Genomic DNA, 22,507 nt, shown 5'->3' with positions numbered 1-22,507 from the left:
TGTGCTTTCAGTTAACGCATGTGGTTATATATTTATTTGATAAATATATAAATAGAAATCAGTTAATTTATTATTTTAATTAAATTGTTTTTATGTTTTATTTGGTTAATAATATAATAGTATTGATTTTTAGCTCGATGGATTTGATAATTATATCCTTTTTATTAAAATGAAGTGAGGTGATTATTTGTTGTTGCGATCTATTTTGGCCTTTTATGTATCGAACTGAGTCGCTGTTTTTTCTTTAGAGAAGGCCTAAATCATCTTCTTCATCCCATATCAAGTGTAGAGTATGTAGAACTTTGGAATTGGATATAATTGGTTGCATTTGAGTTTAATCGGGAAGAAAATCTGGATAGGTGTAGAAACAAAAAACCTTTCAGTGAAAACTGAAAGGTTTTAATCTTATTGGAGTGGGGGGAGAAGGATTCGAACCTTCGAAGTCTTGCGACAACAGAGTTACAGTCTGTCCCATTTGGCCACTCTGGTATCCCCCCATTTTGTCTTTCTATCAAATAAACGAAATCGCTTATCAACAGAATCGACTTAGTATTACTAAAACTTCAAATCCTTGAAGTCCTTTTAGAGTGGAGAATAGCGGAGTCGAACCGCTGACCTCTTGCCTGCCAGGCAAGCGCTCTAGCCAGCTGAGCTAATCCCCCTCGTGGCTTATGCTCGCAAAAGTAGCAATTAGTTTGTGTAAAGCAAATTAAAACATATAATGAGCTAAAAAACAGTCCATTATTTTTAAAGGCTGTAGTTGAATACAACAACTTAGGGGTAATATGGCTGATTTAAGCCATTAATAATGGTCCTTATGTACCATCATGCGAAATAATTAGGAGAAAAAAATCACCGGGCGATAGATTCCACAAATAATTTCAAATGTTATGACTGTGGATTGATTTCTAAGAATAGTTCTTCTGTTCGCATTTTTGTTGGGAATATCGCATAGGTTTATAAAAAATCCAATCCTAGGTGCTATATTTATCCACTTGGGATTTTTGATCTCTAAGTTGAAAATACTCTCTGTAAATAATAACATTTTATATAATTCCATACTAAATTTAATGCTCCAAAAAATCAAATCGCTCAGATACCATTTATCATGTGGATTAATACTATCCATCGTTACTTTACTTTCTTCCTGTGTTAAGCCATTTTACCCATACCAGCCGGAGTTAAATTTAGAAAAATCCTCTCTTATGATTAATAAGAAAGTGTATATCCAGGAGTTCAAAGATCTTCGGATTAAAAAGCGTAAACGTGAAAATGTATATTCTTTAACTGATGCGCCAAGTTTCAGTAAGGAATTATCTTCTGAGGTTACTAATGCTATTAGGGCTGATTTTTCAAATAATTTAGTTTTTAAAAGCATAACTAAACAATTGGACTCAGCAGACTATGTGCTTGTTGGAGAAATAACCAATTTCAACAGCACTATAAGACCTACGACAGCCTTGTATGTTAGCATGTACAGTATAGTCGGAATATTTTTAACTCCCTTTTCAGGAATTAGTATAAAAAAAATGGAGGCTAATATTGAGCTCAACATGAAATTGTATTCAAAAGATGGAATACTTGTTGGAACTTACACTGGACACTCTTCTTCAATAGATAGGGCTTCATTGTATCAACACCAGAAATTGGTTAATTTCCATAAACAGACAAACACAGATTTTACCCATGCAGTGTTACAAATTAGAGAACAAATCCTACAGGATGTGTCCAAACTTGACAAATAAGACAAATAATCAGGTATTACTATAATACAGAAACCAGGCCATCCTCATTATTAGAAACTTGTGGCATAAAGATAGGAGCTGTTCATTCTGCCCATAATAAAATGGGATTAAACCGCTGTTTTTTGTTAGATTGACCGTGAAAATGTCCGAAAATAACTAGCTTAGAATCAGCTAACCAAATTGAGCATAAAGAATGATGATTTCAGAGATATACAGGGAAAAATCTCCACTGTCAGAGAAAGATTGTTTTGTAGTTTTCGACCGCACCAAGTCATCATTTACTTTCCCCGTTCATGTGCATCCTGAATATGAATTGAATTTCGTGGAAGGGGCGGAAGGTGCACAACGTATAGTTGGGGATTCCATTGAAACTATAAAAGCCAAAGATTTAGTTTTTATAGCGAATCCAGAATTAAAACATGCCTGGAAAGATGGGGAAGGTATGAATAATGATATTCATGAGATAACGCTTCAGTTTCATCCTTCTTTAATTGAGAGATGTTTAGATAAAAAACAATTTCAAAGCATTCATCAACTGTTTAGCCGAGCAGCTAAAGGGGTTATTTTTGGTGAATCAACCATTGAAAAGATTCTACCCCTTTTGAGAATTATTACAATGGAAAAAGACGGGTTTTATGCAGTGATGAAATTATTTATCCTTTTGTATGAATTGTCAAAAGCAGAAGATATCAGAGAGCTTTCCAGTGCCTCTTCCCCGGAAATGACCACTAATGAAATTATGCTCAACAAATTGCATGGCTATATTTCGGGCAATATCTCTAAAATGATTTGCGTATCCGATGCAGCTGGGGCTTTAAATATGAGCAGATCTACTTTTGCCAGATTTATAAAGTACAATACACAAATGAATTTTACCGACTACTTATTCGATTTCAGAATAAATATGGCCATGCAAAAGTTAAAGAAATCTATTCCTATAGCAGAGGTAGTTGCCCATTGTGGCTTTAACAGTATTTCCTATTTCTACCGGGTGTTTAAAAAGGCAAAAGGAATCACGCCTGCAGAGTTTCGGGATAGCCATAAGCAACAACAACAACTCATCATCTGATGAAATTGAGCGATTCGGATGTTAGACTATATTGTGAATTAGGAGATGCTTTAAAGCTTAAACGCTTCTTGTGATTATGAATCAGGGCCTTTTTTAAAGAGTTAGCCGGAGCTGGTTGATCCAAAAGAGCGCATAGTTCAAGTCTAATGAGCCAATTGTACAAGTTTATTGTATTGTGCTTTAATTAATTTACTGTTTTTCAGTTGATTATGATTCTGGTAGCCTCCAGCCTAAATTCCCATGATACCAATTGATAAGCGATAGGTTTCCAGCTATTTAGCTAATATTTACACTTTTTTATATGCTTTCGAACAATTCCAGCCCAAATAAAGAACGAAAAGTCCAATTCAAATGAGCAAATTATGCAATTTCTCAATTTCGTTTTCGGCTAACTTTATCCTATAAACCAAATCAATATAAACTGTATGAGCTAACGAAGCTGATGACTTCCTTTCCGAAAGGTAATGGAGTGATGTTCAGGCTTTGTTCCTTAATAAACCAAATAAAAACCAAATATGAAAAGAATTGTACTAATGCTGTTTCTTGCAACATTAAGCCTGTGTTCATGGGCTCAGCAAGCAATGACTGTGAAGGGCACAGTGAAAGATGCGGAAAACAACCCATTGGGGGGTGTTTCCGTAGCAATTAAAGGATCTCCGGGTGGAACTATGACCAATCCGGACGGAAATTTCAGTATTGAAGTTGCTAAGGGAAAGGTACTTGTGTTCTCTTATGTAGGTATGCAAAAAACAGAAGTTACTGTAGGTAATTCCAATACCATCAATGTAGTTTTAGGTGATGATCGGGATTTAAATGAGGTCGTTGTCATCGGTTATGGTAAGGCTAAAAGAAAAGACCTGACTAGTGCCATCGCTTCAATTACCGGAAAAGAAATGCAGGTGGATGTGGCAAAAAGTACCAGTGGTGCTTTGCAAGGCCGTGTTGCTGGTGTAACTGTTGGTACTACAAGTGGACAACCAGGTACCGGACTGAGTGTTAATATCCGTGGTTTGAGTTCATTAGGCTCTAATACGCCTTTATACGTAATTGATGGGGTTTATGGAGACATCAATATGGTGGATCCTTCGGATGTGGCTTCCTTAGAAATATTAAAGGATGCTGCTGCTGCGGCTATTTACGGTTCCCGTGCGGCTAATGGAGTAGTTTTAATCACCACAAAAGGCGGTAAAAAGAATACAGCGGCTACAGTCAGCGTTAGTGCCTATACTGGTGTTCAAAAAATTGCGAAAACACTGGACGTATTGGATGCTCAACAATGGAAAGGCATCATGAAACAGAGTGGTTATTTACCAGCCGACGCCATTGATTTTCAAGGTCCGGGAACCAACTGGCAAGAAGAAGCTTATCGGACTGCTCCAATTACCAAGACAAACGTGGGTGTGGTTGGTGGTTCAGAAACCAGTACTTATAATGTGTCTGCCGGCTACATCAATCAGAAAGGTATTTTGATCCGTTCTGGATATGAGGCCTATAACGTTCGTTCAAAGAACACCTTCTCTTTCTTTAAAAATCACCTTCGTATGGGGAATACTTTCTTGTTAACGACTTCAGAGAAACAAGAAAATCAAGTAACTATCACAGATCTTCTACGCCAGAATCCTATGGTTCCTGTGTATGATGCCAATCAATTGGGTGGCTACGCTGGTATCCGTCCATGGATGAAAAATATGGACAATCCAGTTGGATATTCGAATCTATTTGATAAAAAGCGTTTTAGAACAGATATCTTGTTAAATGCTTATGCTGAATTGGATTTAGGAATTGAAGGATTGAATTATAAACTTAACTATGGCTTAAACAGAAATAATGGACGTAACTATGATTTCAATGCAGCCTACAATTTTGGATCTGGTGCAAATCAATCCAGATTGGACGAGTCAGCTGCTTTTAATAACCAATGGTTAATTGAGCATACCTTAAACTTTGACCGTAGCTTTGGAAAACATAGCGTATCGGCATTGGCAGGTTATTCTTCTCAGGAAAATACAAGCCGTGGTTTCGGTGCCGGCCGTTTGGATATTCCTTTCGGAACAACTACAATCGGGGCAGGTTCTACTACACAACAATCGACTTCAGGATCAGTAGGAGAGAATGCTTTGGTTTCTCTTTTCTCCCGTGTGATGTATAATTATGATTCTAGATACTTATTCATGGCATCAGTTCGTAGAGACGGTTCTTCTCGCTTTAAATCTGGATATCAATATGGTGTGTTTCCTTCCGTTTCCCTGGGATGGAATATCATGAATGAGCGCTTTTTCGGTGATCTGAAAAATACGATCAATGAATTAAAAATTCGTGCGAGTTATGGAAAGTTGGGTAATCAGGAGATTGGAAATTATAGTACTCAGAACATCGTAAGCAGTGGCATAAATTATGTTCAGGGCGGACAATGGTGGATGGGGAATATTACCGGAAATAGCTGGGTTGCGCCTAGGAATTTAACCTGGGAAGAGTCTAAAACTACCAACTTTGGTTTAGATGGTAGCTTGTTCAATGGAAAATTATCATTTACAGCAGAATACTATGTTAGAGAAACAGATGATATTTTGTTAAACATCGAGATGCCTGGTTCTACTGGAGTAGATGGTTCTAGAACGATGAATGCCGGAGTTATCTCAAATAAAGGTTTTGAGTTTTTAATCAACCATAGAAATACAGTTGGAGAGGTTACTTACAATGTAGGTGTAAATTTATCTAGTGTTAAAAATAAGGTTAAAAAGATTACTGTAGGTAATAAACAAGAGTTTGGCGGTTACAATCCACAAGGAGAAGGTACCGTTACCTGGGCAAAAGTGGGTGATCCAATCGGATCATTCTACGTAATCAAAACAGATGGGTTGTTCCAGTCTGATGCAGAAGCTCAGGCTTATAAAACTCCTGGTGGACAAGTAATTCAACCAAAAGCGAAGGCTGGTGATATCCGTTTTATTGATTTTAATGGCGATGGGAAAATTTCTGATGATGACCGCCAATATTCAGGCAGTCCCTTCCCGGATTTTAGCTATGGAATCCGTGGTAATGTGGCTTATAAAGGTTTCGACTTAGGTATTTTCTTTGATGGTTTACAAGGAAATAAGATCTATAATTATACTCGTGCCCGTATGGAATCTATGAATGAATTTACCAATTTCGGCGCTACTGTATTGAATGCCTGGACTCCAGGAAATACCAATACTGATATGCCACGCTTTACTCAACAAGATGAGAATGAGAATAGACGTCGTGTGAGTGACCGTTGGTTAGAAGATGGTTCATTCTTCCGCCTAAAAACCTTGGAACTAGGTTATACTTTCAACAATAAACTAGTTAATAAAATCAATATTAGAGATTTAAGGCTGTTTGCTTCGGTAGATAATGTATTTATTGCCACTAAATACAGCGGTTATTCGCCAGATCTTGGTCAAAACAATGACCAGAATGGTGGTGGTTCTGGCACCATGTCGAGAGGAACTGACCACGGTCGTTTCCCTTCTTCAAGGAGCTTCATCTTTGGCCTTCAATTAAGTTTCTAACCATTTAAAAAAAACGTAGTATGAAAACGAATATATGGAAGCAACTGTCTCTGGTTGCAGTAATGACGATATCTTTAGGAGGGTGTAAAAAGTCCTTTCTGGAACGAGTAAATCCAAATCAGGCCGTTGAAGAAACTTTCTGGGTTTCGGAAGCAAGCGCACAGTCGGCAATGGCCACTGTTTATTCTCCTATCCGCGGACAAATGTACGGCTATTATGGCGGGTACACAGGTTGGCATACCATGAATCGTGCTGATGATGTTTGGTTTATTTTAGGTGAAGAGATCCTGAATTGGGAGCCGGCCACTTATGCAAATACACCCAACACTGCAGAAAGTGATTTTGGTAGGTTGTATAAGACGATTAACCGTGCCAATGTGTTCCTAAGTAATGTGAAAAAGGTCCCAATGAGCCAGGCCAAAAGAGATGAACTTTCTGCGGAAGCCAGTTTCTTAAGGGGTTTTTCTTACTTTCTTTTGGCAACAAATTTCGGTGATGTTCCATTGCGTCTGATTTCTGCTACTGAAGATCCAAATGAAACCATGAAAGCTTCCGCTCCGGAAGAAATGGTTTGGAAACAAGTAGAATCAGATTTCAAAATGGCAAAAGAATTTTTACCAATTACACGTCCTGCGGCTGAAGCAGGGAGAGTAACAAAAGGTGCAGCAATTGCCTACCTTGGAAAATCTTACAATTATAGAAAGATGTATACTGAGGCGGAAGCAGAATTAAGCATTATTATGAAAGCGCCTTATACCTATGATCTGACCACTAAATTTGAAGATAATTTCACCGAAACGACAGAGCTAAACAAAGAATCTGTTTTTGAGCTCATTTACGATGGCAGCTTTGGAAGTGGCTCATGGGGTTCAGAAAGCCCAACAAGTACCCAAGGCTTTGTCATTCCAAACTTTGCAGGTGCGCAAGGTACCGGAGGTTGGTTCAAATGGATGCCAACGGCAGCTATAGTAGAAGATTTCATCAAAGAAGAAAGGCCAGCCGGCTCCGATACCAAATTTGATAAACGAATGTATACCAGTTTCTTTTGGAAACATTCAGATTTTGAAAGCACTATACCTGATGGTGCCTGGTTCGGTAATATGACTTTTGATCAGATCTGGGAGGCTTCGGCTACTAAACGTTTAAGAGGTGAACCTGATTATCCAACCATCAATGGAAAAAAAGGTCGATTCCTGATCAAGAAATTCACCAATTTTTATAAAAATGAGGCGGATGCAAATAGTATGTATAACCAAAAAAATCAAAACAATAACCTACGTGTGATGCGCTTTTCAGAAGTACTCTTACTACATGCAGAAGCTGCAATCAAAACGGGTAAAACCGCAGATGCGGCCAACGATTTGAAGCGTATCCGAGACCGTGCCGGATTGGCTAATAAAACCTGGGCTGGTCCGGATGATTTATGGAATGAAGTGATTCATCAGAATGAATTGGAATTCTTTTTTGAGGGGCACCGCTTCTTCGACCTAAAACGCTTTTACAATTTTGCGCAGATGAAACAAGTGCTGGTGAACAATAAAAAACAAGGTGCAAGTAACTTCCAGCCTAAACATTTCTACCTGCCAATCCCACAAAATGAGCTGAATACCAATACCGCGATCCAGCAACATCCACTTTGGAGGTAATGGCTTAGAAATATGCCAGATGAGCAATTTTAATAATATGTAATCCAAATAAGAGGTGGGGAGATTTAGGTATCCCCACCTTCTTAATTTAAAAATTATGAAGGGGAAAAGATTTTTTCTGAATTTAAAAACTGGGATGCTCTGTTTAGTATTCCTGTTTTTAATCGCTTGCAAAAAAGATAAAGTTGTATTGTCTGGAGGTATTGAGTTCCAGAATTCACTCGAAAGTATGGTCAATAATGGTATTCTGTTACAGGGTTATACTAAAGAAAAAGGAAGTTATATTTTTCATTTTGAAACAAAAGATGTCAGTGTTCCTGAAGATTTGGTGTCCAGCATTCAGGAGCAGCCGGATCTATGGAAAACAGTGGTCAATTTTAAAGATAAGATCAGTCTTTCCCTGCTTTCAAAAGGGAATGCATTAGACTTTATCGTTAAAGATCGGGCCTTAAATCCTTCTGGATATAATCCTTTGTCTGCTACAGTAGAAGTCCTGCTTCCTGGTAGAGGAAGGGTTCGGGTAATTGTAGAAGGAAAACCTGGTACAAAAGGTACAATCACGCATTTATTGAGTGCCTCAAATCCCAGACAAGTTATCCCTATTTTCGGACTTTATGCGAATTATAACAACCAGGTGGATCTTGTTTATACAGATATGGAAGGGAAGGAGCGCGGCCGAACCCGTATTCAATTGAAAACGGAAGCGCTTGATGTGAAGGCTTTTCCTACTTTTCAGACGCTTGTTGCGAAAAAGGACAAAATGGAGCCCGGCTTAAACCTGGTGAGCTATCCGGGAGAAAGTGAACTGGATGTTTCTTGTCCATATATGCTTGATGCCGATGCTGAAGTCCGTTGGATATTGCTGTTAAAGCAATCGCCGAAATTGCAAAGACTTGCTGCTTCAATTGGCTTAAAACGTATGAAAAATGGAAACTTCCTAAGTGGAGATGGGCAGGACAGCCGTATTGTGGAAATAGATATGTTCGGTAACCTGATCAATGAATGGGATTTAAAGAAATTAGGTTATACTTTTCATCATGAGGTAACGGAAGCTTCGAATGGTAATTTTCTGATCACAGTTTCCAAATCTGCAGCACGCCTGGTTAACGGAAAACCAAGGATCAATGACCATATCATAGAATTAAATCCATTATCCGGTACGGTATTGAAAGAATGGGATTTAGTCAATATGTTGGACAGTTCCCGTTACGATCACCAGGGTACAGGAATAGATTATTCCCAAACGGCAGGAAATTGGGCACATAATAATTCTATTGCAGAATTTGGCAATGATTTTTTAGCCACGGTACGTTTTCAGGGAATTATGGCCTTTACCAGAGGGGGAGCCTTGAAATGGGTGATTTCTCCTCATAAAAATTGGGCTAGCTCATATCAATCTTATTTATTGTCTCCTCTTGATGCTCAGGGCCATTTAATTACTGATCCTAAGGTAATCTCAGGAGAGATTGCCCATCCTGATTTTGATTGGTCCTGGGGAATGCATACACCAGTGTTGATGCCTGATGGGAATATCCTGGTTTTTGATAATGGGTATAATCGTCATTTTAAAAATCTGACACTGGGTAGTTCTGATGCTTATAGTAGGATTGTATCCTATAAAGTAGATGAAGTCAATAGAACGGTACAACAAGTATGGTCTTATGGAGAAAGGAGGGGGGCTAATGGTTTTTCTGCAGCCCTGTCAGGTGTACAATACTTATCTAAAACAGGTCATGTGATGTTCTGTCCTGGAATGGGCGTGAGAACTAGTAAAGGTCTAGGAGGGCGGATAGTAGAACTTGATCCAAAAACAAATGAAGTGATTTTTGATCAGGAAATTACGGCACCAAGTGTTTCAGCATTTCATAGGGTAACACGGATGGCTGTTTATCCTGATAATATGTAATTCGTTCAAAACTTAAAATCAAAAATGGAGTACTATATATAGTACTCCATTTTTCTTTCCTTAAAAAAAATAAGGCTAAAGCAAGTTGCCTTGATTTCCTATTCAGGGCACCAGGTATATTTAAAACCTGGGACTTCTCCCATATAGTAGTCAAACTTAATTTTACGACCTGCAAATTCCAGGGCATCGCAGATCGCCACTGGCATATTTAAACTACAGTCATAAATCCCAAGACGTTCCTCTTTAAATGTGGTGATTTCAGTAAGAAGCTGCAGGGAATGTTCCTTCAGTACATCCTGAGGTACCTGAATGGAAACCTGTCGATGAGGCATACACTCAGTTCTTCCAATAGAATAAATGTTTCCCAGGTTGATCCTTTCCGAGATCCAATCCGATTCTGTATACCTTTTTCTTTCCTCTTGTCTATTGAGTAATTGGGCGGATACTGTAATATTTTCAGGAATGAAAATTGTCTTTTCCTGCATTTGTGGAATAAGGTTTAGCATGATTTCTACCTGAGGTTCTTTTCTTAAAGCATTTAACATAGTTTCAGAGATGACCAGGTGAATGGCCTGATCGGTTGGAAATTGATAGGTAGTGGCATCTGCACAAATCCATTCTGCGACATAGGCTTCAATATCCAGCGCTTTATATAGTTTTTTTGATGCTGCTAGGGAACGTTCGTTGATGTCCAACAAGTGAAAGTTAATTTCCTGAGGACTGAATAAAGTTGTAAATGGTGTGATTAAAGTTGCATAAGGTCCACAACCCGCATAAAGAATATGTAACTGTTGATCTGGAAAGGACTCCTGGAGTTGGAGAATCGCTTTATAAATACCCCGAATGAAGACTGCGGTTCTTTGTAGCTCAAGTAAACAATGTGCTGCCCCGGTAGGTGAAATCGCTTTTCCGGATGGTAAAAGTATGTCCGTATCGTTCATATCACCTGCCGAAATTGAGGTGTGGGAGGCATAAAGTTCATGTAATTCATGAAGATCATCGTAGATCTCTTTAAAGTTAGTTGGTTTAAATAATAGGGTTTCGGTGGACCGTTTTAAAATCATGTGGCGTTATATTTGTTTTGAAATTACACAAAAAGAATTTAGGTTATAAATTATCTATATCTTCCCAGTATGAAAAAAGCGATTATCTATAGCCTTTTATTGTTTTTCATTACTGGTTGCAGGAATAATCAGCAGGTTAACATTCCCAAACAGGCGACTGTTCCTATAATCAGTCATTATGTGACCAATAACTTTCCACATGATACTAATTTGTTTACTGAAGGCTTTTTATTTCATTCGGGGCGTTTAATGGAAAGTACAGGAGCTCCGCTTGAATTAAAAAACACCCGTTCAGTAATTGGAATACAAAATTTGAAAACAGGAAATATAGACATCAGGGTTGAACTCGATAAATCAAAATATTTTGGAGAGGGAATAGCGATCCTCAATGGTAAATTATATCAGTTAACCTATAAAAACCAATTGGGTTTTATTTATGATGCCAGCACTTTTAAAAAGATTGGAGAGTTTAACTATGCGAATCTGGAAGGCTGGGGGTTAACCACCGATGATAAAAGCTTAATCATGAGTGATGGAACAGCTAATTTAACCTACATTAGTCCAAATACTTTGTCGCCATTAAAGACGATTTCGGTGAGCGAAAATGGACAGCCATCAACACAACTCAATGAACTGGAGTTTATTAAAGGATATATCTATGCAAATGTTTATGGAACCACTTTTATTGTTAAAATTGATCCTTCAAATGGGAATGTAGTCGGTAAATTAGACTTAAGCAAGGTGTGTGTGACCGAAAAAAACATGAACCCTGCTGCCTTAGATTTGAATGGAATCGCCTATGATTCGATTGCAGATAAGGTCTATGTGACTGGAAAATTATGGGCACATATCTATGAAATTGATTTCAATAAATAGTTCGTATGAAGATCGATTTGTGTACTTTTTAGTTTTGCGGGTACAAGTGCTACCTTTCAAATTCTTGAGGTATTGAATATTTCAAATAAATAGAAATAAAGTATCGAAGTTTAAATTCAGCCTGCTTCTCCAGATTGGACCCATTAATTGTTTGAGAAAGAAAATAAATGTAATTTTCTAAGAGAACCGAGGGCGCCAATACGACTCCAAAAAATATATTTTCTTCTCAGCTTCCCGTTTGAGGGGCTTTTTCATCTTAAAGTAAAAATTCTGTAAAATAAATACGGGTAAGTACTTGTGTATTAGTTACACTATGATTATATTGGATTAATGGTATTTTTTTTAACGTGCCAAAATACCGGAAGATAATGCCAAAATTATTTATTAAACGCTAAAACCAAAGGCCTATGTAATGTAATATTAACTAACCTGACTATTAACTATCCTAACCAAATATCTTATGCTTAAAATCACACCAAATCTCAAAAAGAGGTCTCTCTTTTTGCTGGCTTGCTTGTTCCTAACTTTTGGGGCAGCTGCGCAAGTCAAAGTCACCGGTAAGGTTACCAGCAGTGACGACAAACTACCTATTATCGGTGCTACAGTAAAAGTCAAGAACACGGCCCAAGGAACACTGACAGATCCCAATGGGGCCTTTGCAATCAATGTCAAGCCCACAGATATCCTCACAGTCTCTTTTGTAGGATACATTACCAAGGAAGTTCTCGTAGGTAATCAAACCAGTTTAAATGTTGTATTGAACCCAGATGCCAGTAATTTGAACGAGATCGTCGTAACAGGTTACACCAGTCAGCGTAAAAAAGACCTGACCGGTGCAGTCTCCGTAGTTAATATTGCACAATTAAAAGAGCAACCCGCTGCAAGTGCTGTGGAAGCTTTACAAGGTAAAGCGCCTGGTGTACAGATTGTAAATGACGGGGCGCCAGGTTCTACGCCACAAATTCGTATCCGTGGTACAACTACTATCGGTAATAATGATCCTTTATATGTCATTGATGGAGTACCTTATGAAGGCAAACTCAGCTGGTTAAATCAGAATGATATTGAGTCGATGCAGGTACTGAAAGACGCTTCTTCTGCCTCGATTTATGGTTCTAGAGCGAATAATGGAGTAGTCATTATTACTACTAGAAAAGGAGTATTAGGTCCACCACGAATTACTTTTGATACTTATTATGGTACTCAGGTGCCTAGAAAAGGTACATTCCCAAAAATGTTGAACCCAATTCAATATGCGAATTATATGTTTGACGCGTATCGGAATGCGGGGAAACCCATTGAAGCTGGTGCCAATTATGGGAATGGAACAACACCAACACTTCCGGATTACTTAGTAGCTGGTACAGTATATGGACAGCTGATTACTCCTGCAGATGCTGATCCTGCTAAATATAATTATAGCAGAGATCCGGCAACTTTTTATCAAATCACCAGAGCCAACAAGGAGGGTACCAATTGGTTTGATGAAATCACTAGAAGTGCACCAGTACAAAACTATCAGTTGAGTGCAGCTGGAGGTGGTGAAAATGCAACTTATAGCTTCGCAGCAGGTTATCTTAACCAACAAGGAACAATTAAGCATACCGGCTTTAAACGTTATAATGTACGCTCAAATACTAGTTTTTCCGCGCTGGATAAAAAACTACGCTTTGGGGAAAACTTACAGTATTCCTATTCTGAAGGTTATGGTGTTGGGGTAAATCCAAATGTTTCCGGAGAATATCAGGATGAAGGTAGTCCGATAGGCTGGGCTTACCGAATGAATACCATCGTTCCTGTGTACGACATCAAAGGAAATTTTGCCGGGACTAAGGGCAGCCAGCTGGGTAACTCAGAAAACCCATTAGCTACCTTGTATCGGGGAAAGGATAATGTCAATAAAAGTAACTTCTTCTTCGGAAATCTTTTCGCCGAGTTAGACCTGGCAGAAGGATTGACCGCTAAAACCAGCTTTGGACTTCGTTATGAGAATTATGGAGGAATTTCCATGCGTTATCCCAATCTGGAATTTTCGGAAGGAAATAATTCTAATAACTTGAATGAGTTTCAAGGCTATAATTCTGAGTGGACCTGGACAAATACTTTGGTTTATAACAAAACATTTGCAGAGAAACACCGCTTGAATTTACTCTTGGGAACAGAGGCAATTAGCAGCAGAAACAGGCAGTTAAATGGCGGACGTAATGATTTCTTCCTTTTGGGAGATTTGGATTATTATTACCTGAATGTGGGTACCTCTAACATAAACAATGCAAGTACAGGTTCGGTAGGTAGTTTATTCTCTCTGTTTGGACGAGCTGATTACTCCTTTAACGACCGTTACTTAGCGAGTGTTACCCTCCGTAGAGATGGATCCTCTAACTTCGGACCTGAAAATAAATACGGTTATTTCCCTGCTGGAAGTGTAGCCTGGAGGGTTTCCGAAGAAAGCTTTATCAAAGGTAAGGTGAAATGGATTGAAGATCTGAAATTGAGAGTGGGTTATGGTGAAACCGGAAATCAACGTATTGCCGCGAATCAATACCTGAACAGATTCCAGTCTTCATTGACAAGTTCTGCTTACGGCCTTGACGGTGGAAATGCAGTAGTGACTGGTGTATGGCAAAATGCTTATGCTAACCCAAGTATCAAATGGGAGTCTTTGAGCTCTTTGAATGTTGGTTTAGACTTCAGTTTGTTTAAATCAGCTATTGATGGGTCTGTAGACTGGTACAACAAGAAAACCAGCGATATGCTTTTCACAGTGCCTTTGCCTGCAACGGCTGTTGGAATGGGCGCCTCGCCATTTGTGAATGCCGGAGATATGAGTAACAAAGGTATTGAGCTTAATCTGGCTTATCACTATGGAAAAGTAGACAATAAGCCATTTAAATTTGATGTAGGTGTGAACTTTTCTAAAAACACCAATAAAATCGTGAAACTGGCGCCAGGAATTAATGAACAATTGTATGGGACTTTTAGAAGTATCACCACCAGTATCCTTAAAGAAGGTCAGCCATTTGGCTCATTTTATGGTTATGATGTAGTTGGAATTTATCAAAGTACCGCAGATGTAACCGGAAGTCCATCTTATACCAATGCCAGAGTAGGAGGACTAAAATTCAGAGATGTGAATGGTGATAATAAAATCACTCCAGATGACAGAACCATTATTGGAAATCCAAACCCAGATTTTCTATATGCTTTGAGTTTCAACGCTTCGTATAAAAATTTCGATATCTCTATGTTCTTTAATGGAGTGCAAGGAATTGATCTTTACGAGGCCACAAGGTACTTTACCGACTTCTCTACTTTTACCGGTGCCAAAAGTGTGAGAATGCTGGATGCATGGAGTCCTACCAATACTGGTAGTATGATTCCATCACCAAATATTAGTGCTAGTGATTTTGAATATGCATCCTCTAGTTATTATGTACAGGATGGTAGTTTTTTACGTATGAAAAATCTTCAGATTGGCTATTCTCTACCTGTTGAAAAAGTATTTGGGCCTAAATGGGGTGTAAGTAAAGTCAGGATTTATGCAAGCGCAACGAACTTGTTTACCATTACCAAATACAAAGGACTTGACCCGGAAGTGAGTCAGGAGACAGAAACCTATTCTGCAATAGGTGTAGATAGGGGGATTTATCCTAGTCCACGTCAGTTTCTGTTAGGTTTAAGTGTAGGCTTTTAATGATTAAATGAGAAACGTATGAAAAAGATTAATTATATCATATTCGCAATATGCATTCTTACCGCAACAAGTTGTAGTAAGTCATTTTTAGAGAAGAATCCCCAGGGGGAACTGATTGTCCCTCAGCTGACCACACAAGAAGGTGTGGAGGCCACATTGACAGGTGCTTATGGACTTTTAAATGGAAATACAAACGGTACCTGGGGGAACTACGGTGCTGCGCCAAGTCAATGGTTATTGGGTGAGGTGACCTCAGACAATGCACATAAAGGAAGTGAAAATGGAGACCAACCCAATATGAATTTATTGGAAAGACACTCTCCAACCAGTACCAATGATAATTTGGAGAACCTGTGGACCCGCTGTTTTGAAGGGATTCAACGTTGCAACAATACCATAAGGATTCTGGCATTGGTACAGGCGACTGAGAAAAAATTTCCGGATTCGAGGGCGAATGAAATTATGGCTGAGGCAAGAATGCTACGTGCACACTATAATTTCTTTTTAGTGAGGGCTTTTAAAAATGTGCCTTTAATTACAGAAAGTACCACCGAACCTGCAGTCGACAATATGAAGGATATTTATCCTGCAATTGTAGATGACCTGAAATTTGCAGTAGCCAATCTTACTCCTGCTTTTCCTAAAGGACAGAAAGGTCGTGTCAATCAGATTGCTGCCAAAGCTTATTTAGGAAAAGTGTATTTGTATCAAAAGAATTATCTTGGTGCACTTCCTTTATTAAATGACGTCATTGCTTCGAGACCGAGCATTGAAACAATTCCTTATACAGACGGCTTTGATGTGACCAAGGAAAATGGACCGGAAGCTGTATTTGCAGTGCAACATTCTGTAGGTACAGATGGATCTGGTGGCGATAATGGTAATGTGGGAGATATGCTTAATTTCCCTTATAATAGTAGCCTTCCCATTACTTGCTGCGGTTTCTTCCAGCCCTCTATAGATCTGGCCAACTCCTTTAAAGTGACTGCTGCCGGACTGCCTTATTTAGACGGTTCTTATGTTATTAACCCTTATGTTTCTGATCGTGGTCTGAACCCTGCTGATAAAGCCGCTTATCAGGTTGATAAAACCATTCCTTTTGATCCCCGAATCGATTATACCATGGGTAGAAGAGGAGTTCCATTTTTAGATTGGGGTAACATGGCTGGTGATTCATGGATCAGGGATGCTTCCAATGGTGGTCCTTTCCTTGCCATTAAAAATGTAATTAAGGCATCGGAGATCACTGGTAACACTGGTCCAGGAAATACCAATGTAACCGGGCTAAATGTGAATATCATTCGCCTTGGAGATGTATACCTCATGGCTGCAGAATGTGAGGTAGAAGCAGGTAGTATCCCCAATGCCCTGGCTCTAGTAAACAAGGTGAGGGACAGAGCTTCAAAGTTACCTAAAAAACAAATAGGTGGTGTTGATGCTGCCGCCTATAAAGTGAGTCCTTATCCAAGCTTTCCTGATCAGATCTATGCCCGGAACGCAGTACGTTTCGAACGTCGTTTGGAACTATCTCTGGAAGGTCATCGCTTTTATGATTTAGTGAGATGGGGAATTGCAAAACAAAGGATGACTGATTATTTTGCATTTGAAGGGGGGTATTTTAATTACCTGCAAGGCATTGTGATGGAAGACCGTGATGAATATTTTCCAATTCCACAAACGCAGATTGACCGTAGTAAGGGTATTCTGAAGCAAAATTTAGGATATCAATAAGAATAAATTCAATCTTGAAACCGGCTGTACCTGATGTAGGGACAGCCGGTTTTTTTTTTGAATTAGAATTCCAAAAAAAGGAATCAAATAATGCTAACTTTGGTTTAGTGCGTCCTTAACCTAAACACAACCACTATAATTACATGAAGAAAATTTTTTTATTATTTTTTACCCTGTTGATCTCTGTTGCCGGATTTTCACAAGGTGTATTATCGCTGTTTTCACGTTCTCAGGATTTCCTGAAAACAATGGAGCAGGAAAAATTTCAGGAAGCACAGGCTTTCTTTGATGAAAGTGTACATGCTAAGATTTCTCCTGAGAATCTGCAAACCATCTGGAGTACACTCACTACCAATTATGGGAAGTTTGTAGGTATGGATGTTGTGCAAAGTAAGTCCGAAGGCGATTACTTTACGGTATCTGTAGATGCAGAATTTGAAAAGAATACTCAGGGTTTTTTATTGGTTTTCAATAAAAATGAAAAACTAATAGGGCTCTTCCCAAGACAATTAAATAAAGTTCCAGACTATATCAGACCAGCCTATGTAGATACTGCTGCTTATAAAGAGAAAGAAGTTTATGTAGTTACTCCAGGTCATAGCCTGGTTGGTGTATTAACCACCCCGAAAAAAGGGACAAATTTTCCAATTGTGGTGTTTTTACATGGTTCAGGACCTGGTGATATGGACGAAACCATTGGTCCAAATAAACCCTTTAAAGATCTGGCCGGAGGTTTAGCCAGTAAAGGAATTGCCAGCATCCGTTACGTAAAAAGAACATTGGCTTATGGAGGTGAATTTAATAAAGCATTTACGGTAAAAGAAGAAGTAATGGATGACGCAGCTGCTGCTATTGCATTGGCTAAAAACATTCCTGGTGTAGATAAAAGTAAGGTGTTTGTATTTGGCCATAGCATGGGAGGAATGATGGCACCAAAATTAGCCCTGCAGTTGCCGGATATCAAAGGGATTGTACTAGCTGCAGCGCCAGCAAGAAAGCTGACAGACCTGATTGAAGAACAAAATAAATATTCTGTAGCTCAGGCTAAGGATACCACAGGTGCCCTGGAAAAACAATTGGAAGAGGTGTTGAAGCAGACTGCAAAAACAAGGTTTACCACTTTGGGAAAAATGAAACCTGATTCCATAATATTAGGCTTACCTGCGATTTACTGGGCCGATTTAAATCAATATGATCAGGTGGCTACCGCTAAAAAGCTGGCTAAACAAAAGATTTTTGTAGCTCAGGGAGCTTTTGATTTCCAAGTTTCTCAACAAGATTTTGATCTTTGGAAAGCCGCTTTGGGTAAGAAGAGCAATGTTACTCTGAAGTTGTACCCTGATTTGAACCATTTGTTTATTCCTCAAACTGAAAAAGGTGATTTGAGCCAATATGCCAAGCCTGGCAGTGTCTCCGAAACCCTGGTTGATGACCTGGCAACCTGGATAAAAGCAAAATAATGACATCAGATATGGGGGATTATTTCCCCCTTTTTGCCACAATTTCTTTGTGCCATTGCTTCATGACCTTACGGCCTGCAATTTCTGCTTTTGCTGAGTTCTGATGACCCGATTCCAGATGCTTAAACACAACTTCAGCTAATTCATTCATAAAAGGTTCATGTTCCGCCATCTCTATCTTAGTTCTTTTCTCTTTTTCAATATAAGAGAGGAAGAATAATGTGGCCCAACGCTCATCACCGTCTGGCTGACTATAATAAAAAGGGAATGAAGTTCTTTCAACGAATTTTTGTATTAAGGTCTGGGGATCAACATTAAATAATTCGCAGAGGATATTAAAGTCTTCAGTGGGATGAATGGTTATATTTATTTTCATTCGTTTAGGGTTTATTTGCTTTCAAGTAACTTTTGGTAGTAATCTTGATAGAGTTCCTGATATTTTTCTACTCGTTTTTCAAAGTTTCGAATGATAAATAACTGGAGGTGTAATTCCTGAATCTTATCGATAAACAACACTTGAAGATTTCGATGAGCACTGTTGGCATCCGACACCTTAAAGCTATCCAGTGATTTGTAAAAAAAGCCCATAGCCTGATTTTCAACTATGCAGTTCAATCCAACTTGTGCATGAGTTACAGGTAATGAGATCTTCGACATAAAGTATTCCAGATATTCTTCTGCAGCACAATTGTGAATTTCACATAAGAGACAAAAATCCATACTAAGCTGCAAAACGATGCCTTCCTCTAGTATTAGCTTTGTATTTTGGGCTTTAGTCCGATCAATGATTTCATAGACTCTTTTTACTAATAGCGCAGCGCGTTTTCTCTTTTTTGATTGAGTTTGTTTCGAAATTGTGGCAATTTTGATCATTTCCTGAATGTACTTCAAAATCACCAACCTGTATTTATGAAGCGACGTACTGCTTTCCCTGTGTATAGAAACAGAGTAGTGTAAAAGTGTGTTTGTTGCAGCCCGAAAGAGGTCGTCAGATTTCTGACTCAGGGAGTCATAAAATGAGACGTGATCTATGAAAAATTGCAAGACTTCTGGAATAGATAACTGGTAGGTTGCACAGGCGATTTTAAAGTCCAGTGGGATAGGGAGCGGGCTTGTTGTTTTCATTTTCATGATTTGAATTGTTCTAGTTCATCGAATTTTCAATGATTCATGTTTCATTTTGGAAATCTTTCATTCAAATACCTTTTCATACATACAACCATAATCTTTGGACTTGATTCTTTTCAACTTTGGAAAATCTTTTTTTCTCGCTAAGGTTTGTAATGCAGCCTGTAGATGCCTAGGTGCGATGGTATCTGTCAGGCTATTGCGGCAGGTCTGATAAATTTGAAGAGGAGATTGCGGCGTGTAAAACATCGAGCCCTCAAAAAGCACATTCAATAAGGCCGCTACTTCTGCTTTGATTTTATTTTCTTTGATGGGAAGGAGCTCCTCATTAGTATGGTGCTCTATGAGATGGAAAATCTGTTGCTCAGTACCATCTTTTTCCAGTTTACTCATTTTAAGGTCTGTTTTCCTTTGTCCCCAGGTCTTTATGAGCTGATATTCTCCCATGGTTTTCAGGTTTTCAAAATTGGAAATTAAACCAGCCAATGATTTTTCTTCTACCGCATGGCGAAAACAATGCATGTCTTCAAATGTAAAACCTATGCTGATCAGTTCCTCTTTTTGTTTCATATAATCATTGGTATAGCCCATCAGAAAAGAAAGCTCTGCCGTGCTATATCCTTTCGCTATTCTTTTAATCATAAAGCTGTATAGCATGCTCACATTTACTGAAGAAAGGCTCGCTTTAGAAATCACTGGTGCTGGTAAATTGTGGTTATTTTTCATACAAAAGGACTTTAAATTAGATTATATGTATAGAATATCATTACAAACGTATGTATAATATAACAAATTAACCAGTTGAGATATAGATTATCTTTCTCATTTATATATTTATCTGTACTTACCATTAGAAAAACCATATTTTGTTATGACTAAATTAGGATTGTATCTGGCGAAAAGATCTGTGAATAAGTCGCAGGTAGCTAAAAGAACAGGATTAACAAAAGCTAGAATGAACGAGCTGACTTTAACAGAAACTTCTAAACTAAGAGCAGAGGAGTTGTACCTTATAGCATTGGCGATAAATGTAAATCCTTGTGATATGCTTGGAGAGATCTGTGAGGGTTTAGCCCTTAAATCAGAAAGTTAATTTTCTATATAGCAATTTTGTAGAAAATGATTCATCGGCTGTTTTTTTATGTTTTTAGCACTGATACGACCGAGGTGTGAATGATATAGCTTCTTCGTTATGTAATTTATGAAGATCATTAGTAGACCTTAACAAGGTTTTGGTGTATTTAATATGATCTTATTTGCGTTTTTTAAATCTGTGGCAAAATTGTTGCTAGTAATTGGCAGAAGTTCAATTTAAAAACAATTTAATATGATCAAAAGAATACATGTGCTTGAAGATGATGAAGATATCAGGTATATCATTGGCGTTTTACTTAAAGATGAAGGATATGAATTGCAACTATCGTCTACTTTCTCAGAGCTAAAAGGGAAACTGAAAGATTCAGTACCTGATTTATTCATTTTGGATGTTATGCTACCAGATGGAGATGGAGCTGAAATTTGTAAAGATCTAAAAACGGATATGTTCACTAAACACATTCCTATTATTGTGATGTCTGCAAACGACCAGAACAGGGAATTAAGTATCGCTGCGGGAGCGGATGATTATGTGAGTAAACCTTTTGATATTGATTATATAGTGAAAAGAATTAAAAAGTTATTGGTGAAATAATAACGGAACCATAAATAAAAAAACCGCTTGTGATACTTATCACAAGCGGTTTTTTTATAGCCTACAGGATTTAAAATCCTAAAGGCTATAAAAGAGAAACAGGGATGAGCCTTGGAGAGGTATCCCTGTTAATTGATGGTTGGCCCACCACAGACCAACCTAAACCAAACAAACTACGACTATAACGGATTTAATTATGTGAAAGTTTCAAGTATTTGAAATTAAACATTTCTATGACAATAGGTCCTGGTTTTCCCAATTAGCATGTCCCTATCCTAAAATATCCAAGTGCCAATTTAGACCAAGATCTGTATACACTTATATAGTGGTTTTAAATCTCTTACTGTTGAAATTCAGTGTTTTATCTTTATCCTTTTCGACAGCACTTATTTTACATCGATATATATTATATTTGGCCTAAATACGAGAATAAAATGTCAGATCAGAAAAAAGAAATATTTGATGGCGTAGCTCAGCGCTTAAAGATTGAAGGATTTAATGTAGTTAATCGTGATGAAAGCCGTCCTTGGGGAGGTTTTTTCGTAATTGATGAAGACCAGGCACAACAATTTGCCAATGTTTATTTCGATGGATTAAATGTTGATGAACTAAAAATATCAGGTAAACTGAGTCCTAAAATATTAATCGTTGCACCTGGCACACGTTTATCCTGGCAATACCACCATCGCCGTGCTGAAATATGGAGAGTGGTGAATGGTACTGTAGGAGTTTCTACAAGTGATACAGATGAGCAGGGTCCGGTACAACAATTGACACCTGGTCAAACCATCAGGTTGAAACAAGGAGAAAGACATCGTTTAATTGGCCTGGACGATTGGGGTATTGTTTCCGAAATCTGGCAACATACTGATCCAACAAACCCATCCGATGAAAGCGATATTGTAAGAGTACAAGACGATTTTGGCAGGTAAGAGCCGACAGACACGATTTAATCCCGTATTGGT

16 protein-coding genes and 2 tRNA genes are annotated in these 22,507 nt (G+C 38.3%); 12 read left to right on the top strand and 6 right to left on the bottom strand.

Annotated features, from left to right (window positions below):
* Positions 1-414 precede the first annotated feature (414 nt).
* Positions 415-497, bottom strand: a tRNA-Tyr gene (locus R2Q94_RS11795).
* Positions 498-588: 91 nt separating this feature from the next.
* Positions 589-662, bottom strand: a tRNA-Ala gene (locus R2Q94_RS11790).
* A gap of 543 nt (positions 663-1,205) precedes the next feature.
* On the opposite strand from R2Q94_RS11790, the gene R2Q94_RS11785 reads away from it, so the two are divergent.
* The 5 genes from R2Q94_RS11785 to R2Q94_RS11765 all read left to right on the top strand — a co-directional run bounded on the left by R2Q94_RS11785 (position 1,206) and on the right by R2Q94_RS11765 (position 9,899).
* The gene (locus R2Q94_RS11785) at positions 1,206-1,745 is read left to right on the top strand and encodes a hypothetical protein (RefSeq protein ID WP_316821663.1); all 540 of its coding nucleotides are present in this window, start codon (positions 1,206-1,208) and stop codon (positions 1,743-1,745) included.
* Positions 1,746-1,938: 193 nt separating this feature from the next.
* On the top strand, positions 1,939-2,814 hold the full coding sequence (locus R2Q94_RS11780) for an AraC family transcriptional regulator (protein WP_316821662.1): 876 nt from the start codon (positions 1,939-1,941) through the stop codon (positions 2,812-2,814).
* A gap of 515 nt (positions 2,815-3,329) precedes the next feature.
* On the top strand, positions 3,330-6,347 hold the full coding sequence (locus tag R2Q94_RS11775; protein ID WP_316821661.1) for a TonB-dependent receptor: 3,018 nt from the start codon (positions 3,330-3,332) through the stop codon (positions 6,345-6,347).
* 20 nt (positions 6,348-6,367) lie between these two features.
* The gene (locus R2Q94_RS11770) at positions 6,368-7,993 is read left to right on the top strand and encodes a RagB/SusD family nutrient uptake outer membrane protein (protein ID WP_316821660.1); all 1,626 of its coding nucleotides are present in this window, start codon (positions 6,368-6,370) and stop codon (positions 7,991-7,993) included.
* A gap of 136 nt (positions 7,994-8,129) precedes the next feature.
* Positions 8,130-9,899, top strand: a complete 1,770-nt coding sequence (locus tag R2Q94_RS11765; RefSeq protein ID WP_316821659.1) for an aryl-sulfate sulfotransferase — start codon at positions 8,130-8,132, stop codon at positions 9,897-9,899.
* Positions 9,900-9,997: 98 nt separating this feature from the next.
* On the opposite strand, the gene R2Q94_RS11760 is transcribed toward R2Q94_RS11765, so the two are convergent.
* Entirely contained in the window at positions 9,998-10,963 is a 966-nt protein-coding gene (locus R2Q94_RS11760; RefSeq protein ID WP_316821658.1) for a hypothetical protein, read from the bottom strand.
* A 69-nt stretch (positions 10,964-11,032) separates the two neighbouring features.
* On the opposite strand from R2Q94_RS11760, the gene R2Q94_RS11755 reads away from it, so the two are divergent.
* From R2Q94_RS11755 to R2Q94_RS11740, 4 genes are all read left to right on the top strand, one after another.
* Positions 11,033-11,839, top strand: a complete 807-nt coding sequence (locus R2Q94_RS11755; protein WP_316821657.1) for a glutaminyl-peptide cyclotransferase — start codon at positions 11,033-11,035, stop codon at positions 11,837-11,839.
* Between the two features lie 460 nt (positions 11,840-12,299).
* Positions 12,300-15,533, top strand: a complete 3,234-nt coding sequence (locus R2Q94_RS11750) for a TonB-dependent receptor (protein ID WP_316821656.1) — start codon at positions 12,300-12,302, stop codon at positions 15,531-15,533.
* A gap of 18 nt (positions 15,534-15,551) precedes the next feature.
* Positions 15,552-17,264, top strand: a complete 1,713-nt coding sequence (locus R2Q94_RS11745) for a RagB/SusD family nutrient uptake outer membrane protein (protein ID WP_316821655.1) — start codon at positions 15,552-15,554, stop codon at positions 17,262-17,264.
* A gap of 143 nt (positions 17,265-17,407) precedes the next feature.
* Entirely contained in the window at positions 17,408-18,724 is a 1,317-nt protein-coding gene (locus R2Q94_RS11740; protein WP_316821654.1) for a DUF3887 domain-containing protein, read from the top strand.
* A gap of 19 nt (positions 18,725-18,743) precedes the next feature.
* On the opposite strand, the gene R2Q94_RS11735 is transcribed toward R2Q94_RS11740, so the two are convergent.
* The 3 genes from R2Q94_RS11735 to R2Q94_RS11725 form a co-directional block, all read right to left on the bottom strand.
* Positions 18,744-19,100, bottom strand: coding sequence for a hypothetical protein (locus R2Q94_RS11735; protein WP_316821653.1), 357 nt, complete (start codon positions 19,098-19,100; stop codon positions 18,744-18,746).
* An 11-nt stretch (positions 19,101-19,111) separates the two neighbouring features.
* Positions 19,112-19,849, bottom strand: coding sequence for a hypothetical protein (locus tag R2Q94_RS11730; RefSeq protein WP_316821652.1), 738 nt, complete (start codon positions 19,847-19,849; stop codon positions 19,112-19,114).
* A gap of 66 nt (positions 19,850-19,915) precedes the next feature.
* Positions 19,916-20,578 (bottom strand): hypothetical protein, encoded by a 663-nt coding sequence (locus tag R2Q94_RS11725; RefSeq protein WP_316821651.1) that lies wholly within the window; start codon positions 20,576-20,578, stop codon positions 19,916-19,918.
* A 145-nt stretch (positions 20,579-20,723) separates the two neighbouring features.
* Between R2Q94_RS11725 and R2Q94_RS11720 the strand changes: the two genes are divergently transcribed.
* The 3 genes from R2Q94_RS11720 to R2Q94_RS11710 all read left to right on the top strand — a co-directional run bounded on the left by R2Q94_RS11720 (position 20,724) and on the right by R2Q94_RS11710 (position 22,474).
* Positions 20,724-20,945 (top strand): helix-turn-helix transcriptional regulator, encoded by a 222-nt coding sequence (locus R2Q94_RS11720; RefSeq protein ID WP_316821650.1) that lies wholly within the window; start codon positions 20,724-20,726, stop codon positions 20,943-20,945.
* Positions 20,946-21,179: 234 nt separating this feature from the next.
* Entirely contained in the window at positions 21,180-21,542 is a 363-nt protein-coding gene (locus tag R2Q94_RS11715; RefSeq protein WP_316821649.1) for a response regulator transcription factor, read from the top strand.
* A 434-nt stretch (positions 21,543-21,976) separates the two neighbouring features.
* Entirely contained in the window at positions 21,977-22,474 is a 498-nt protein-coding gene (locus R2Q94_RS11710; protein WP_316821648.1) for a phosphoheptose isomerase, read from the top strand.
* Positions 22,475-22,507: the final 33 nt, after the last annotated feature.

Source organism: Pedobacter gandavensis (assembly GCF_032678465.1).
GTDB lineage: Bacteria > Bacteroidota > Bacteroidia > Sphingobacteriales > Sphingobacteriaceae > Pedobacter > Pedobacter gandavensis_B.
The sequence above is the reverse complement of the archived record's forward strand: the minus strand, read 5'-3'. Positions and strand labels throughout refer to the sequence as shown.